14 protein-coding genes, 1 pseudogene and 1 other annotated feature are annotated in these 16,336 nt (G+C 62.1%); of the genes and pseudogenes, 6 read left to right on the top strand and 9 right to left on the bottom strand.

Annotated features, from left to right (window positions below; all coding sequences use genetic code 11):
* Positions 1-28: 28 nt before the first annotated feature.
* From PARACOCCUSGL_RS0116080 to PARACOCCUSGL_RS0116090, 3 genes are all read left to right on the top strand, one after another.
* On the top strand, positions 29-373 hold the full coding sequence (locus PARACOCCUSGL_RS0116080; RefSeq protein WP_010398744.1) for an arsenate reductase family protein: 345 nt from the start codon (positions 29-31) through the stop codon (positions 371-373).
* 61 nt (positions 374-434) lie between these two features.
* Entirely contained in the window at positions 435-1,517 is a 1,083-nt protein-coding gene (gene pheS / locus PARACOCCUSGL_RS0116085) for a phenylalanine--tRNA ligase subunit alpha (protein WP_010398746.1), read from the top strand.
* Between the two features lie 152 nt (positions 1,518-1,669).
* On the top strand, positions 1,670-2,152 hold the full coding sequence (locus PARACOCCUSGL_RS0116090) for a hypothetical protein (RefSeq protein WP_010398748.1): 483 nt from the start codon (positions 1,670-1,672) through the stop codon (positions 2,150-2,152).
* A 3-nt stretch (positions 2,153-2,155) separates the two neighbouring features.
* Here the strand turns inward: PARACOCCUSGL_RS0116090 and PARACOCCUSGL_RS0116095 are convergent, their stop codons facing one another.
* Positions 2,156-2,467 carry a TM2 domain-containing protein gene (locus tag PARACOCCUSGL_RS0116095; RefSeq protein ID WP_010398751.1) on the bottom strand — a complete coding sequence of 104 codons (312 nt, stop codon included), beginning with the start codon at positions 2,465-2,467 and terminating at the stop codon, positions 2,156-2,158.
* A gap of 128 nt (positions 2,468-2,595) precedes the next feature.
* Between PARACOCCUSGL_RS0116095 and pheT the strand changes: the two genes are divergently transcribed.
* On the top strand, positions 2,596-4,983 hold the full coding sequence (gene pheT, locus PARACOCCUSGL_RS0116100; RefSeq protein ID WP_010398753.1) for a phenylalanine--tRNA ligase subunit beta: 2,388 nt from the start codon (positions 2,596-2,598) through the stop codon (positions 4,981-4,983).
* Between the two features lie 127 nt (positions 4,984-5,110).
* Here the strand turns inward: pheT and PARACOCCUSGL_RS0116105 are convergent, their stop codons facing one another.
* The 6 genes from PARACOCCUSGL_RS0116105 to PARACOCCUSGL_RS0116135 form a co-directional block, all read right to left on the bottom strand.
* Positions 5,111-5,806, bottom strand: coding sequence for a spermidine synthase (locus PARACOCCUSGL_RS0116105; RefSeq protein WP_029372487.1), 696 nt, complete (start codon positions 5,804-5,806; stop codon positions 5,111-5,113).
* Positions 5,807-6,477: 671 nt separating this feature from the next.
* Entirely contained in the window at positions 6,478-7,659 is a 1,182-nt protein-coding gene (locus PARACOCCUSGL_RS0116115; protein WP_010398759.1) for a M20 aminoacylase family protein, read from the bottom strand.
* A 47-nt stretch (positions 7,660-7,706) separates the two neighbouring features.
* Positions 7,707-8,471 carry an amino acid ABC transporter ATP-binding protein gene (locus PARACOCCUSGL_RS0116120; protein WP_010398760.1) on the bottom strand — a complete coding sequence of 255 codons (765 nt, stop codon included), beginning with the start codon at positions 8,469-8,471 and terminating at the stop codon, positions 7,707-7,709.
* Complete coding sequence (locus PARACOCCUSGL_RS0116125; RefSeq protein ID WP_010398762.1) at positions 8,471-9,385, bottom strand: amino acid ABC transporter permease; 915 nt, start codon at positions 9,383-9,385, stop codon at positions 8,471-8,473. Before PARACOCCUSGL_RS0116125 ends, PARACOCCUSGL_RS0116120 begins: the two co-directional genes overlap by 1 nt.
* Positions 9,382-10,260, bottom strand: coding sequence for an ABC transporter substrate-binding protein (locus PARACOCCUSGL_RS0116130; RefSeq protein ID WP_010398763.1), 879 nt, complete (start codon positions 10,258-10,260; stop codon positions 9,382-9,384). The genes PARACOCCUSGL_RS0116125 and PARACOCCUSGL_RS0116130 overlap by 4 nt, the downstream gene beginning before the upstream one ends.
* Positions 10,261-10,273: 13 nt before the next feature.
* The gene (locus tag PARACOCCUSGL_RS0116135; RefSeq protein ID WP_010398765.1) at positions 10,274-11,218 is read right to left on the bottom strand and encodes a hypothetical protein; all 945 of its coding nucleotides are present in this window, start codon (positions 11,216-11,218) and stop codon (positions 10,274-10,276) included.
* A gap of 99 nt (positions 11,219-11,317) precedes the next feature.
* On the opposite strand from PARACOCCUSGL_RS0116135, the gene PARACOCCUSGL_RS0116140 reads away from it, so the two are divergent.
* The gene (locus PARACOCCUSGL_RS0116140) at positions 11,318-12,649 is read left to right on the top strand and encodes a PLP-dependent aminotransferase family protein (RefSeq protein WP_010398767.1); all 1,332 of its coding nucleotides are present in this window, start codon (positions 11,318-11,320) and stop codon (positions 12,647-12,649) included.
* A gap of 109 nt (positions 12,650-12,758) precedes the next feature.
* Here the strand turns inward: PARACOCCUSGL_RS0116140 and PARACOCCUSGL_RS20745 are convergent.
* Positions 12,759-14,147 (bottom strand): annotated as a pseudogene (locus tag PARACOCCUSGL_RS20745) (SulP family inorganic anion transporter).
* 70 nt (positions 14,148-14,217) lie between these two features.
* Positions 14,218-14,275 (bottom strand) — a sequence feature (sul1 is cis-regulatory element that is thought to sense ions involved in sulfur or methionine metabolism; They are found in Alphaproteobacteria).
* Positions 14,276-14,291: 16 nt separating this feature from the next.
* Here PARACOCCUSGL_RS20745 and PARACOCCUSGL_RS0116150 point away from each other — a divergent pair.
* Entirely contained in the window at positions 14,292-14,705 is a 414-nt protein-coding gene (locus tag PARACOCCUSGL_RS0116150) for a hypothetical protein (protein WP_202796793.1), read from the top strand.
* Between the two features lie 298 nt (positions 14,706-15,003).
* On the opposite strand, the gene PARACOCCUSGL_RS20750 is transcribed toward PARACOCCUSGL_RS0116150, so the two are convergent.
* Positions 15,004-16,336: MFS transporter (locus tag PARACOCCUSGL_RS20750; protein ID WP_010398772.1), on the bottom strand; the 1,333-nt coding region annotated here is incomplete at its 5' end.

Genomic DNA, 16,336 nt, shown 5'->3' on the forward strand with positions numbered 1-16,336 from the left:
CGCGGACAGGCCGGGCCAAAGTCGCGCCATGATTACCATTTATCACAAGCCGACCTGCTCGACCTCGCGCAAGGTCTTGCAGATGATCCGCGATGCGGGGCATGAGCCCGAGATCATTGATTACGCCCGCGAAGGCTGGACCCGGGCCCAGCTTATGGGGCTTTTCGCCGCTGCCGACGTGACCCCGCGGCAGGCATTGCGGGTCAAGGGCACCGATGCCGCCGAACGTGGGCTGACCACGGCCAGCGATGATCAGATCCTTGCCGCCATGGTTGAAAACCCGCTGCTGGTCGAACGGCCGATCGTCTGCGGTCCCGGCGGCGTACGCCTGTGCCGCCCGGCCGAGCTGGTGGCCGAGACTTACAGCCGCTAAGGCTTTTCCCTGCGCCGCCCGCGTGCTAATCGGCGCGGGCAAACCGCAAGGAAAGCCCGCCATGTCCGACCTGAACGCCCTTCGCCAGTCCTATCTCGACCGTATCTCGACCGCCGCCGACGCCGAGGCGCTTGAGCAGGTGCGGCTGGCCGCCCTTGGCAAAAAGGGCGAGATCAGCGGCATGATGAAGGAACTGGGCCGGATGACGCCGGAAGAGCGTCAGACCCGCGGTGCCGAGCTGAACCGCCTCAAGGACGAAATCGACGCCGCCTTGCGCGCCCGCAAACAAGGGCTTGAGGATGCGGCGCTGGACGCCCGGTTGAAAGAGGAATGGCTGGATGTCACCCTGCCCGGCCGCCCGCGCACGCAAGGCACGATCCACCCCATTAGCCAGGTCACCGAAGAGGTCACCGCGATCTTTGCCGATATGGGCTTTCGCGTCGCCGAAGGTCCGCAGATCGAAAGCGACTGGTTCAACTTTGACGCGCTGAACATCCCGCCCGAGCATCCCGCACGACAGGAACACGACACGTTCTTCATGGCCCGGGCCGGGGGCGACAGCCGCCCGCCGCATGTGCTGCGCACCCATACCTCGCCCGTACAGATCCGCGCCATGCAGGCCAGCGGCGCGCCGATCCGCGTGATCTGCCCGGGCCGCGTCTATCGCATGGACATGGACCAGACCCATACGCCGATGTTCCATCAGGTCGAGGGGCTGGCACTTGGCAAGGGCATCTCGATGGCGAACCTGAAATGGACGCTCGAAGAGTTCTGCCGCGCCTTTTTTGAGGTGGACGAGGTCGAGCTGCGTTTCCGCGCCAGCCACTTCCCCTTTACCGAACCCTCGGCCGAGGTCGATATCCGCTGTTCATGGGAAGGCGGCAAGCTGACCATCGGCCAGGGCGAATCCTGGCTTGAAATCCTTGGCTCGGGCATGGTCCACCCCAAGGTTCTGGCGGCAGGCGGCATCGACCCCGAGGAATGGCAGGGCTTTGCCTTTGGCATGGGTATCGACCGTATCGCCATGCTGAAATACGGCATCCCCGACCTGCGCGCATTCTTTGAAAGCGATCTGCGCTGGCTGCGGCATTACGGCTTTGCCGCAGGCGATGCTCCCAGCATCTCGGGCGGGCTCAGCAGGTAACCTGCCCGCTGCACAGTATCTGAAAACGCCCGTCAGCAGGCCCGCTGGCGGGCGTTCGCAGTTCACCCGCCGCGCACGGTCCTGTCAGATGACAGCCCGTGCGCGCGTGGCTATCCTGCGCCCCAAACCACGCCAGCAGCTAAAGGGCCAGCATGTCGCAACCGACCACGCTAACCACCTATGCCACGGCCTTCATGGCCTCGATCAGCCTTTTCGGCCTTGTCGATGCCGCACAGGTGAACAGCGGGGCGGCCGTCGCCCCGGCCATCACCCGGGCCTATCTGCTGCCGGTGCTGGGCATCGCCTCGGCAACCTTTCTTGCCGCGACCATCATCACCCTGTCGCGCAGCTATCTTGCCCGTCCGCAGATATGGAACGACGAAAAGACCGAGCGCCGCGTGCTTGAGGTCGGCCTTGCCGCCACCTGCTATTTCGGCCTGCTCGCGCTTATCAGCTTTCTGCTGGCGGTGCTGGCACCGGACTGGGCGACAGGCATTGCGGTGGGACTTGCGCGCCACTGGCCGTGGCTGCTTGCCCTGCCCTGTCTTGCCCTTGGGGCCTTTGCCGCGCGGAACAAGCCCGCGTGGCTGGTCGCGGGGGCGATCTTTGTCACCATCGGGCTGTTTACCGGCTAGGCCCTAGCCCAGCAAAGAGCCAAGGCGGCGGCGCAGATCGTCCTTGTCATCCTGAACCATGCCGGGGATCAGGAACAGGTCGATCAGCGCCCACAGGCAGACAAAGCCAACGATGGGCCAGCCGATCAGCACCGGCACCAGCAGCCAGCCAAGACCCCAGAGCATCAGCATGAAGATCCCGCTAAGCCAGCGTCCCAGATACATGCGATGCGCGCCAAATCCCCACAGCAGGATCGCCAGCAGATAGGCGACCAGCGGCGATTTGGCGTCATTCGCGACCCTTTGCTCGATCAGCAGTTCCCTTTGTGTGTCCATCCGATGCGATGCCTATGTTAATCTGATTAACATATAGGGCGCGCCAGAACGGCAACAAGGGGCGCACCACCCTACCAATTCGCCGCGCCATGCGCTAAGGGACGCGCAAACGTGACGGAGCCGTCCCCATGAAGTTCACCCTCTCCTGGCTCAAAGAGCATCTCGACACCCAGGCCTCGCTGGCAGAAATCGCCGAGGCGCTGACCGACCTCGGGCTTGAGGTCGAGGGCGTCACCGACCCCGCCTCAAAACTGGGCACCTTTACCATCGCCAAGGTGCTGCATGCAGAGCAGCACCCCGATGCCGACCGGTTGCGGGTTTGCCGCGTGCTGACCGATGAGGGCGAAAAGCAGATCGTCTGCGGCGCCCCGAACGCCCGCGCCGGTATCACAGTGGTCCTGGCCAAGCCCGGCGACTATGTCCCCGGTCTGGACGTGACGCTGGGTGTGGGCAAAATTCGTGGCATCGAAAGCCATGGCATGATGGCCTCGGAACGCGAGCTTGAGCTTTCCGATGAACATGACGGCATCATCGAGCTGCCCTCGGGCGAGGTTGGCGACAAGTTCGTCGACTGGCTGGCCGCGAACCGCCCCGAGGCGATCGATCCGGTGATCGAGATCAAGATCACCCCGAACCGGCCCGACGCGCTTGGCGTCCACGGCATCGCCCGCGACCTTGCCGCGCGCGGTCTGGGCGTGCTGAAGCCGGTGCAAGAGGCGACGGTCCCCGGCACCTTCGCATCGCCCATCAATGTCACCATCGCGGCAGAGGTGGCGCAGAAAGCGCCCTTCTTCTCGGGCCGGCTGATCCGGGGTGTGAAAAACGGACCCTCGCCCGAATGGCTGCAGAAACGGCTGGTCTCGATCGGGCTGCGGCCGATCAATGCGCTGGTCGATGTCACGAACTTCTTCACCTTCGATCTGAACCGGCCGCTGCACGTCTTTGACGCCGACAAGATCCGGGGCAATCTGACCGTCCGCCCCTCGACCGAGGGAGAGGAGCTGCTGGCGCTTGACGGCAAGACCTATGCCTTTCCCCCCGGCACCATGATCATCGCCGACGAGGCAGGCCCCGAAAGCATTGCCGGCATCATGGGCGGCGAACATAGCGGCTGCTCGGAAGAAACGGTGAACGTTTTTCTGGAAAGCGCCTATTGGGACCCGATCGCCATTGCGACCGCTGGCCGGGCGCTAAAGATCAACTCGGACGCGCGCTACCGCTTTGAACGGGGCGTCGACCCGGCCTTTACCCGGCCGGGGCTGGAGCTGGCGACGCGGATGATCCTTGATCTGTGCGGCGGCGAACCCTCTGAGGTCGTGACCGCCGGGGCGGTGCCCGACACCACCCGCAGCTATCGCCTTGATCCTGCCCGGGTCAGCAGCCTCGTGGGCATGGACATCCCCGAGGCAGAGCAGCGCGCCACGCTGACCGCGCTTGGCTTCCGGCTGGACGGCGATCAGGCATTCGTCCCAGGCTGGCGCCCCGACGTTCAGGGCAGCGCCGATCTGGTCGAAGAGGTCGCGCGTATCGCCTCGCTGACCAAGCTGCAAGGCCAGCCCCTGCCCCGCACACAGGCGGGTGTGCCCCAGCCGGTGCTGACGCCGCTGCAACGCCGTGAACAGGCGGCGCGGCGCATGGCGGCAAGCCTTGGTTACAACGAATGCGTGACCTACAGCTTTATCGACCAAAAGGCGGCGGCACTTTTCGGCGGCGGCTCCGAGGCTGTGCGGATCGAGAACCCGATCAGCAGCGAGATGACGCATATGCGCCCCGATCTGCTGCCGGGTCTGCTGTCGGCAGCGGCGCGCAATCAGGCGCGCGGCTTTGCCGATCTGGCGCTGTTTGAATGCGGACCGGTATTCAACGGCGGCGAGCCGGGCGAGCAGGACCTGTATCTTTCGGGTCTGCTGGTCGGCTCGAACGCACCGCGTGACCCCTATGGTTCGCGCCGCAAGGTGGATATCTATGACGCCAAGGCCGATGCCGAGGCGATCCTTCAGACCATCGGTGCCCCGGCCAGGGCCCAGATCAACCGTAAGCTGGACGAATGGTGGCATCCGGGTCGTGCGGGAAATATCGCGCTTGGGCCGAATACGCTGGCGACCTTTGGCGAGATCCACCCCCGCGTGCTGCGCCATTTCGGCATCAAGGGCGCGGCTGTCGGCTTTACGGTCCGTATCGCGGCCGTCCCGCTGCCCAAGGTCAAGACGCCCTCTCGTCCGGCGCTGGTCCTGTCCGATCTGCCGGCGGTCGAGCGCGACTTTGCCTTTGTGGTTGACGCTCAGATCGAGGCGCTGACGCTGGTGAACGCCGCTGCGGGTGCCGACAAGGCGCTGATCGAACGGGTGACGGTCTTTGACCAGTTCACCGGGCTTGAAGGCGGCAAAAAGTCGATCGCCATCACCGCGCGCCTGCAACCGCGCGAAAAGACCCTGACCGATGCCGAGATCGAGGCCGTCAGCGCCAAGATCGTCGAAAAGGTCAGCAAGGCGACCGGCGGCGTCCTGCGCAGCTAAACCACGGGACGACCGGGGCCGCGCCTTCGGCCATATCCGCCCGGCAGGCGGTTGGCGTCGGGCCTTGCAGTCAAATAACGTCATGCGGCCTTGCAAATGGCAGGCCGCATGACAAGCGGATTGGCGATCACGCCGCGCGCTCGTAGCGGGCTTTCTGAGCAGGCCGGCAGATATAGATGTAATGCATCGCATCGACGCGCCCCGGGATCAGGGCGATGTCGTCCCGTTCCCATTCCCAGCCAAAGGTATCCAGCGCCTCTTCAAAGCCGGGGCTGACGGTGGCCGACCAAAAGGCGACAACGCCTTTCGTCATGGTGGCCGCGTGAACCGCCTGCATACCGTTTTCGCCGTATATCTCGGTATTTTCGGGGCGGATCACGATGTCGGGGCCGTTGTCAGTATCAAGCAGGACAAGGTCATATTGATCCGAGACCCGCTCCAGGTGGTCGCGGATATCGCTGACCACCACCTTTACGCGCGGATCATCCAGCGGATGACCGGCCAGATGCGCAAGGGGCCCCCTGTTCCACTCGACAATCTCGGGAATAAGCTCGCAAACGGTGATCTCGGCATCCCGCCGCGCCACGTCCAGCACAGCGCGCAGCGTATAGCCAAGGCCCAGACCCGCGATAAGGATCTTTCTGGCACCAAAGTTCATCCGGCGCAAAAGACGCAGGGCCAGCTGATCCTCTGAATGATGGTTGATATTCGACATCAGCTCGATGCCGTTATAGCGGATCTCGAAAATCTCGCCACGCTGTCGCAGATGGATATCGTCGCCGGTCGCGGGGTTCACCCGCGAGATCGTCTGCCAGAGGTTCATGAATTTCATCCCGAATAGATCATCCACCCCGCTCAAGGCAGGGTAATCAAAGCGTCACATGTCATTCAGGGTTGCCGGCCTTAGTGGCGCAGCAACCCCAGGACATTGTTCGCCCTGGTCCCGATAAGGATGGGATGAAGAGCCGTTATGTTGAACAGAAGCTGCGACAACTTGATATCCGGGGTTACGGCTCACGAGCGGGCCATTATGCACCACAGGAATATTTTGACAACCTTGGGGGGCGGGACCGTACCCCCGGGGGCAAGCAATGCGGTCCGCGCTGGTAATCTGTAATGGGCAAGGCCTGATCATCAATGCACATGCCGTGGGCGACGTGATCCATCCCGGCGAACCGGTGCGGAAACATGTCGGGCCTGACGATGGCAAGGCCAAAGCCCCCGTCGGGCACGCGGACAGGCTGCAAATCAAACCCCTGCAAGACGGGACAAGGCTGATCGCCCGTGTCCCGATGGGCCCTCACGATGGCAAAACAGTGGCTGAGGCAGACAGTGTACCGGAGAGCGTCTGACGGATCGGCAATGGCCCGCTGGCCCGCGGGTTCTCGGATCATACCCCGGCCGAGCGGACAGGCGTTCTTCACCGGGTCCGACCCGGCGCAAAGGGGACGATCAGGTCCGCCGCCCGATCTGCCCCCATGCCGCTTAAAACGCTCAGGCGTCCAGCCAGCGCTCGACCAGCCGCGCCCATAGCGCCGCACCTGTCGTCAGGCTTGCATCGTTGAAGTCATAGTTCGGGCTGTGCAGGATGGCCGAATCCTCGCCGTTGCCAAGACGCAAGAACGCGCCCGGCTTGTGCTCAAGGAAATGCGCAAAATCCTCACTGCCCGGGATCAGCGGGCACAGGCGGACATTTTCGGCCCCGATCAGTTCCCGCGCGACCTCTGTGGCGAATTCGTTCTCGGCCTCGCTGTTGCATACGACCGGGTGCCCTTCGTCATAGTCAATCGTCGCAACCGCGTCGAAGCCCTGGGCCACGGCCTCGACGATCGCGGTGATCCGCCGTTTCAGGGTCGCCCTGACCTCGGGTTCAAAGCTGCGGATCGAGATGGCGAATTCGGCGGTTTCAGGGATCACATTGACCGCCTCACCCGCATGGATGGTGCCGACGGTGACGACCGCCGCCTTGGTGGGATCGACGCTGCGCGACACCACGGTTTGCAGGGCGACAACGATCTGACAGGCGACGACGATCGGATCGACCGTCAGGTGCGGTCGCGAGGCATGGCCGCCCTTGCCCTTGATCCGGATCACCGCTGCGTCGCTTGCTGCCATCAGCGGGCCGCTGCGGGTCAGTATCGTCCCCGCTGGCGCGCCCGGGTGATTGTGCAGACCAAAGATCGCATCGAACGGAAATCTTTCAAACAACCCGTCGGCGATCATGCGCTTTGCGCCGCAATCGTCGCCAGCCTCTTCCGCAGGCTGAAAGATCAGCGTGACGGTGCCGTTGAACCGGCGGGTGCGCGCCAGATACTCGGCCGCCCCCAGCAATACGGTGGTGTGACCGTCATGCCCGCAGGCATGCATGACGCCGGGCACGCGCGATGCATGGCCTGCCCCTGTCGCCTCGGTGATTGGCAGCGCGTCCATATCTGCCCGCACCGCGATCGAGCGCGTACCCGAACCCGCCGTCATCCGCGCCACAACCCCATGGCCGCCGACGCCCCGTGTCACCTCGTAACCCCAGCTTTCCAGCTTGCCGGCGACAAAGCGGGCGGTTTCAGCCTCTTGATGCGAAAGCTCGGGGTTCTGATGCAGATGATGGCGAATTGCCGTCAGTTCGTCTTTCTTGTCCTCGAAATCCGAGAGCCGCGCATAGGCGTTGTCTTTGAGCATTTGGGTTCCAGTCAGATTGGCGCCGCGCCATACCGCACGGCATTTCGTCAGATAAAGCGCGACAGAAAGGCCTGCGTCCGCGGATGGCGCGGATTGACCAGCACATCCCCGGGGCGGCCCTGCTCGACCACAACCCCGCCGTCCATAAAGACAACGCGGTCGGCGGCCTCGCGTGCAAAGCCGATCTCATGGGTGACCACGATCATGGTCAGGCCCTGCGCGGCCAGATCGCGCATAGTGGCCAGAACCTCACCCACCAGTTCGGGATCCAGCGCCGAGGTCGGTTCATCAAACAGCATAAGCTTGGGCCGGATGGCCAGAGCACGCGCGATGGCGACCCGCTGTTGCTGCCCACCGGAAAGCTGTCGCGGATAGGCCGGGGCCTTATCGGCCAGCCCGACACGGTTCAGCAGCTGCATGGCATGGGCTGTGGCATCCGCCCGGCTTTCCCCATGAATGCCAACCGGTGCCTCGATGATGTTCTGCAGCACCGTCATATGCGGGTATAGGTTAAAGCTTTGGAACACCATGCCGATTTTACGCCGCTGGCGCGCAATCGCGTTCTCAGAAAGCTTTAGCAGCTTGTCGCCCTGCAGCCGGTAGCCCATCTGCTCTCCATCAACCAAAATCGCGCCTTGCTGGATCGATTCCAGATGGTTGATGCAGCGCAGAAAGGTGGACTTGCCCGAGCCGGACGGCCCCAGCATGACGACCACCTCTCCGGGTGCGACATCAAGGTCGATGCCTTTCAGGACCTCTAGCTGATCATAGGCTTTGTGCACATTGCGGGCCTGTACGATAGGTTGTGTCATCACACCTCTCCTGTCGGCTGCATGGCCGCAGCCGCGCTGTTGCGGCGGTCGCTGCGGCCATAATAGCGTTCGATATAGCCCTGCCCGATGTTCAGCACCGAGGTGATGATCAGATACCAGAACACCGCAACCAGCAGCATCGGCACGATGTCAAAGGTGCGGTTATAGATAGACTGCACAGCATATAGCAGGTCCGACATGGCAATCACGCTGACCAGCGAGGTCGCCTTGACCATCGAAATCAGCTGGTTCCCGGTCGGCGGAACGATGGCGCGCATGGCCTGCGGGATCACGATACGGCGCAGCGCGCGCCCCCGGGTCATGCCGAATGCCGATGCGGTTTCCGCCTGCCCCTTGTCGACCGACAACAGCCCGCCCCGGATGATCTCGGCCATATAAGCGGCCTCGTTCAGCGCAAGACCAAGGATTGCGGCCGTCAGCGGGGTAATGACGCTGTTGGTGTCCCATCCGCCAAGGCCGAGACCAAAGAGGTTGATCCCCAGCGTCGGGAAAAGCGTCGAAAGGTTATACCAGAAAATCAGCTGCACCAGGAGCGGCGTTCCCCGGAAAAACCAGATGTAGATCCCCGCCAGACCATTTGCCAGACTATCGTCGGACAGCCGCATGACCGCAAGGATCAGTCCAAGGATCGTCCCCAGGATCATGGCAACGACCGTCAGGCCCAGCGAAACCCACAGACCGGCGACGACCTCGGGGTGAAAGAAATACTCGCGTATCGTGGCCCAGCCGAAATTCTCATTATTGGCGATGGCCCAGAGGAAATCAGCCGCCAGCAGCACGACAATCAGCCACAGAGCCGTCTTGCCCCACCTGAATTGCTGGCGCGCCGTAGACACGTCGCGAAAGGTGACGTCCCCGGCTTTGGCAGAGTTTACCCTGTCTTTGCCGATCATCGCGGAATATCTCCGCCCAGGTTCATGCCGGGGGTCTCGATCATGTTATTCTCAAGACCCCATTTGCGCATGATCGCCTCATAGGTGCCGTTTTTCATCAGTTCGGCCATGGCATCGGTCAGGACCGGACCCAGCTCTGACCCTTTTGGAACGACCGCGCCCTGAAAAATGTCGTCAAAGCCGTTCGATTGGCCAACGCCCGTCAGCTCAAGATCTCCGCCAGCCTGCTGGACGAAATAGGTCAGCGGCGCTTGCGAGGAAAAGAAGGCGTCGGCACGGTTCGACCGCACCGCCAGGACCGACTGGGGCTGGTCGGTATAGGACTGGACCTTGATCGCGTCCTTGCCCTCTTCGGCGCAGCGGGCGCTTTGGGCTTGGATCACCCGTTCAGCCGAGCCGCCCGCCATGACCGAGATACGCTTGCCACAGGCGGTATCCAGCGAAACGATGCCATGCGGATTGCCTTTTTTCACCGCAAAGACCACGAACTCCTGAACCCAGTCCACGAAATCGTTGTTCTCTTGACGGGGTTTGTAATCCCCCACCGGGCCGAAAGCGAACTGGTATCGGCCCGAGTTCACCCCGGTCAGCAGCGCGGGCAGGCCGCCCACCGTTTCATGGCGGATCTCGACCCCCAGCAATTTGCCCAGAGCATCGGTCATGTCGGCGCTGGCCCCGGTCATTTTCGTTCCCTCGACGATTTCATAGGGAGGGAAAGAGCCGTTGTTCACCGAAATCATCGAACCGGCGTCGCGGATTTTCTGCGGCAACCGGTCATGAAGCGACTGATCCATGGTGACTTCAGGCAGATCCTGAGCAGCGGCAGCAGATGCCAGTACAGCACCCGAAATCAGGGCAGCGGCGAAGGTTTTCATTGTTTCTCTCCTGTCAGACAAAACGGGGAAATAGTTCAGCGGCGCTCAGCACGCGGGGCATGATGCCCTGCTGATGCAGCTCTTGCGCAAAATCGTTGATCATCCGCATATTCTCATTCACGCCGCTGGCGTTCCAACCCGCGGGAAGGTCGGCTTTACAGCGGCGCAGCTCGTCAAAAAGCCACGGGGTCGTATCCGCGTATTTCTGGCGCTTTTCATCCCAGATACGCTGCGAGGTATCGAGCATGTCCGAGATTTCCTGCGCAACCCAGGGATGGGCATCGGCGATCCCGGATTTGATGCTGATCAGATGCATGCCGGGAACATATCCGACATCATCCAGATAAGCCTTTTCCGCCGCGCGAAAATCGGTCTGGACCTGACGCAATCCGCTGTCGGGCGCAAAAAACCCCGCGGGCATGAAGGGGGTGAAAATCGCGTCCAGAAACCCCTCTCTCAGCAGGTCGGCCATAGGCCGCTCATCGGGGCAAGCCTCGATACGCCCGGGGCGGCCAAAGCCGTCCAGACGATCGGTGATCGGATGTGTTTCGGTCAGCCGCCCCGCATACCAGAACGCATCCTCGACCCCGACGCCATCACGGCGCAGCACGGCCCGCGTCCAGGTATTGCCACTGTCGCGCCAGCCGGTGACGCCGATACGGCCCCCCTTCAACTGGGCAAATGAGGTCGGGCCGTCATTGCGGGTAATGACGCAGCGATTACGGAAACCGCGCATGATGAAATTGGGAATGCCGGTGATGCTGTCGTCGCCGTCGTGGCACAGCTGCGCGTAACGGCTGAACGAAGTCTCGGCCACGTCATAATCGCTGCGCCCGACATGGGGCACCAATGTGCCGACACGATCTACGATCAGTTTCAGCTTTTCAGAAGCAACCTCACCAAGAACCAGAGGCGTAATGTAATCCCAATCGCGAAGGGCGATGCGCAGTGTCAGCAAGATGTGGCCTTTCTTAATTCCTCCATGAGTATTTTTTGTTTGACTGCTACTGATCAATAGATTTTATGTTACTGAACATTTAAAGACAGAGTTTGGCTTGTGGAAGAACCGGTTGCGGTCGAGAAAATTGCCCAAAATCTGGGCGATCCGTCAGCTCGTGGCATTGCCATGCATGTTCGCGCCCTGATTCGAGCGGGCGTTATTCCGCATGGCGCGCGCCTGCCCCCGGTCCGCGACATCGCCTTTGTGCTGGGGATCAGCCCGGCGACCGTCTCTGCTGCATGGAGCGATTTGCGTAAGCGTTCGGTGCTGGAGGGGCGCGGTCGGAATGGCATCCGCGTCGCCGATCGGCCGGTGGTGACCCAGCCCACCCGCTTTGCCTCGGCCGGGCGCTATGGCTCCGGGGTGCTGGACCTGTCTTTCGCCGTTCCCGACACAGCCCTGTTGCCGCCGCTTGAGGCCGCGTTGGCTTATGGGGCCCGGGCGCAGGGTCTGAACAGCTACAGCCGGGTTCAGGTGCAGCCCGAACTGGAAGAGGTTCTGCGAAACCAATGGCCCTATCAGCCAGAGGCGATGCTGGCTGTGAACGGCGGCTATAGCGCGGTTCACATGGTTCTGGGTGCCCTGAGCCTGTCGGATGCAGTTGTCGCGGTCGAGGACCCGACACCGATGCGCCATCTGGATATTCTTGAACATCTGGGCGCGATCATCGTGCCCGTTGCCAATGATGGCCAGGGACCCCGGCCCGACATGCTGGCCCGCGTGATGGAAAAGCGCCCTGCAGCTTTCCTGTTCCAGCCCAGGCTCAACTCTGTCACGGGATATGAACTGACGCCCCAGCGGCTGCGACAGCTGGGCGACGTTCTGGCGAATGCGGACACCGCGATCATCGAGGATGACGGCCTTGGGGGGCTGTCCACCAACCCGCCACAGTCGTTGGGCAGCCGCTTTCCGGACCGCACCACCCATATTCTATCCTTTTCCAAACCATATGGCCCCGACCTGAGGCTTGCCGTGCTTTCGGCCAATGCCGACCTGGTGGCGCGACTGCGCGCCTATCGCAGCTTCAATTCGGGCGGGCCCAGCCGCATCCTGCAATCAGCCACCGCCTGGCTGCTGCGGGACTCCCAAACCGCCGAGGTAATCGCGCACGCCAAACAGACCTATGCCGAACGCAACCGCACCCTTTCCCACGCCCTGCAAACGCGGGGGATAACGCATCGGCTTGGCGCAGGGCTTGCCACTTGGATGCGCGTGTCAGAAGAATCCTTTGCAATGATCACGCTGGCCGCGCATGGAATTGCGGTCATGCCGGGCAGCCGCATGTCTTTGCGCAACGAACCTCATATCCGCGTGGCGACCGGGATCATCTCAAAGGACTATGACCGGATCGCGGACGCGCTTGCGCTGGCCTGCGGTCCTGCCGGCTGATCGAGCAGAAAGGGCAGGTCTGCGCCTTACCAGCGTATCTGCCAGAATATCAGCGGTAATAGAACTGGCCAAAGACCCCGAAAGCAGGCCCCGGCCATCGCACCCTTGGTCAATGCGCCATCAGACTGTCCATCGCGCCGGGCTTGTCGTGAATGGCAAGCTTATCCACGATGGTCTCAGAGGCCTGGTTCATGCCGACAACCTCGACCTCTGCCGCGTTACGGCAGAACTTCAGGATCGCCGTGTCCAGCGCCTGCACCGAGGAAGTGTCCCGGATATGGGCGCGGCTGATGTCGATGATCACCTTTTTTGCCGCTGCACCAAGGGCAAGGCATTCATGAACGCCTCGACCGAACGGTAAAGCAACCGGCCCTCGATCACATAGCCGCGCACCCGGCTATCCGGGTTGAGTGGTGACCCGGAACAGATGGGCGATCCTGGCAGCGAAAAATATCCCAGACAGCAGCACTCCGATGGCAAGGTTATAGGTCCGGACCACCGCCGCCATCATCGCCAGCATCACCACAGAAGAGGACCGCGGATGGGTTCTGAGGTTCCCAAGCGACGACCACGAGAATGTGCGGGCCGACACCACGATCACCACGGCCACCAATGCGGGCATCGGGATCTGCGCCACCCATTCCCCCAGAAAGACCACAAGGATCAGCAGCACAAAACCGGCGACAAAGGGCAATAGCCTGCCGCGCCCGCCGGATTTCACATTGATCATGCTTTGCCCGATCATCGCACAACCTGCCATGCCACCGATAAAGCCGGTAGCGGCATTGGCGATACCCTGCCCGATACATTCCTGATTGCGGTCGGATCTCGTATCGGATCAGGCTCTGCGTCATCAGGCTTTCCGGCAGCCCACCACGGCGATGGCTGCCGAATAGGGCGGGATGATCAGCAGCATCTGCAGCGTCAGCAGGATCTGCGGGACCATGAAGACCGGCAGCGTATCAGGCAGCGCCCCCATATCGCCCACCGTGCGTACACCCCAACCAAAGGCGATCGACAGCACCGTTAGCACAACAATAGTGACCAAGCGCAAGGGCACCGCCCTGAAACTCAGCGAAAACAGATAGATGATCGCCAGCCCCGCCGCGACAATCGCATAGGCAAGCCAGGTGATCACCGATTTCGACACATAGCGCATGACGAGCCCCAGCCGCAGCAGCCCCGCCCCGATCTGAAGCAGCCGGGCCAGCACGGTCGCAACCAGAAGACACTGTAACCCGTGATCGCGTACGAGTGTGACCATCAAAACCGCCGTCGCAGCAATCGCGGCCGAGATCATGCCCGACCGGCCACCGGCAGGGGCGATCAGCACCGCGATGGAAAAGCTGGCGTAAAACCCCATCTTGGGGTCGACGCCGGCTATGGTGGAAAAGGCGATGGCCTTGGGGATCAGCGCCAGCGCGACGACCGGCCCGGACAGCAGGTCGCCCCGGACATTGCCGGACCATTCAGCCCGGTAAGTGCCAAAAGCAAGCATGTCATCCGTTCCTGACCGATCAGAGCCCCGGAACGGGCCATGTCGATATCCAGTCCTTGGTATAGGTTCGGGTTGTCCGGCGGACAGGCGGCCGGAAAACCCAGCCGGAAATTTCACCCTGTTCCATGTTAAATGGCGTACCGCATGAAGAATGCCGGCCAGAATGCCAGGACGCGAAGGCAGCACCAAAGCCCGGGTCAGCGATGGCGCGCACCGACCATCCGGCTTAAAGAGCTTGTCGCGAAACCAACTGCCGGAGCCAAGGCTTTGCCATTTACCACCATCATAAACAGCGTCAGCTCACTGCTGTTCATCCTGCTGGTCGCGCATACAACCGCCTATCAAGAGGCAAACTGGCCCGCGGGCCGCGTCGTCCATGTCCGTGAATGGGTTGTCTATGCCGCCTATGCGCTGGGGGCGGTGTTGCTGTGGCTGACGGTCTTTCCGTTGAAAGATCAGCAACGCCGGGCAGCCCTTGCCGCATGGTACCCATGGGCGTGCTGGGCGCTGCTGATCGTCGGTGTCGTCATCATGCCGATGTTTTTTCCCACCCGATAACGAGCTGCACACCGATCTGCAGCAGGTGCTTACCCCGTTACGCGGCAGGCTCATACCTTACAGGTCCGCGCTTGCCGGCCCGTTATGGTTCACGGAATACCCCCGGTGCCCGATCGGGGAAAATGGCCGACGCCGATTCGGACAGAGAGCCGCGTGCCCGGTCTCACCCCCTGTCCGTAAGGTGATATTGGCAATCACTGCCCCGGACAAAAACCGGGCAAGACAGGCCGCGCTGTCCTGACGCCGCCATGAAAGGCCACTGCCGGTACGGGCATCGAACCGGCAGCAGCGCCCTGACTTACGAAGCGGTCCGGACCACGCCCGCCGGCTCTGCCGTCAGGGCAGAGAGGCCCGCCAGATCTTCGGCATCCTCACGCTCGGCATTCGAAAGCTCACGCGCATCCGTTCCGGTCATCCGCAGCACGATCAGCACGCAAATCAGCGACACCAGCGCATAGCCGCCCGAAACAATGGCGACCGGGATGATGCTGCCGGTCTTGTTCAGCAGGAACTGCAACAACACGGGGGTACCACCGCCGACCGTCACCGCGCCCAGCTGGTTTGCAAGCGACAGGCCCGAATAGCGCACCCGGGCAGGAAAGGCGCGCGCCAGCACGCCGGCAATCGCGCCATAGTACATGCCGTGCGGAATGGTCGCGAGCGCCATGGTGATCATCGCGAACCAATAGTTCATGCTGTAGATGCCGTAAAACATCAGCGGCACCAGAAAGAACTCGGGCACAGTGAACATCAGCACCGCCTTGCGCATATCCATGCGGTTCATCAGGATCGCGCCAAAGGGCTGAGTGACGCACTGCACAATCACCGCGACCGAAATCAGGCTTAGGAACGTGCCTGAATCATAGCCCAGCGTCTTGGTCGCCCAAGACAGCGCAAAGCTGGTCTTGATATATGTCACATAGATGATCGGCAGCGTGCCCGCGCCAAGCAGGATCAGCGGCCAATGACCCCGGATCGCCTCGCGTACCGGCTGAACATTCTGCTCGCGGTTCTCTTTCAGCAGCTTCCGCACATCCTGCGCATCCTCGATGCTCAGCCGGATGATCAGGCCGATCGCGATCAGGACCGAAGACAGCAGGAACGGAACGCGCCACCCGCCGTTCAGCAGGAAATCGGGCGTATCAGCCATGCTGAGCAGGAAGAAAACGCCAATCGCCAACAGGATCCCTGCCGGAGCACCCTGCTGGGCAAAGGCGGAATAAAGCACGCTTTTACCCTTGGGCGCGTTCTCGCTGGCGATCAGAACCGCACCGCCCCATTCACCGCCAACCGCAACGCCCTGGATAAAGCGCAAGAGCACCAGCAGCACGGGCGCCATGACCCCGATCGAGCCATAGGTCGGCAACAACCCGATACAGGTGGTCGCCAGCCCCATCATCAACAATGTGATGACCAGCGTCGTCTTGCGCCCGATCCGGTCGCCCAGATGACCAAAGATCACCCCGCCGACCGGACGCGCCAGAAAGCCGACCCAAAAGGTCACAAAGGACATCAAGGTCGCAACGCCCCGGTCCATATCGGGCGAAAAGAACAGATCGCCAAAGACCAGCGAGGCTGCCAGACCATAGATGTAAAAATCATACCTGTTGATTTCCGTCGAGACGTGACCC

The organism is Paracoccus sp. TRP, assembly GCF_000185925.1.
GTDB lineage: Bacteria > Pseudomonadota > Alphaproteobacteria > Rhodobacterales > Rhodobacteraceae > Paracoccus > Paracoccus kondratievae.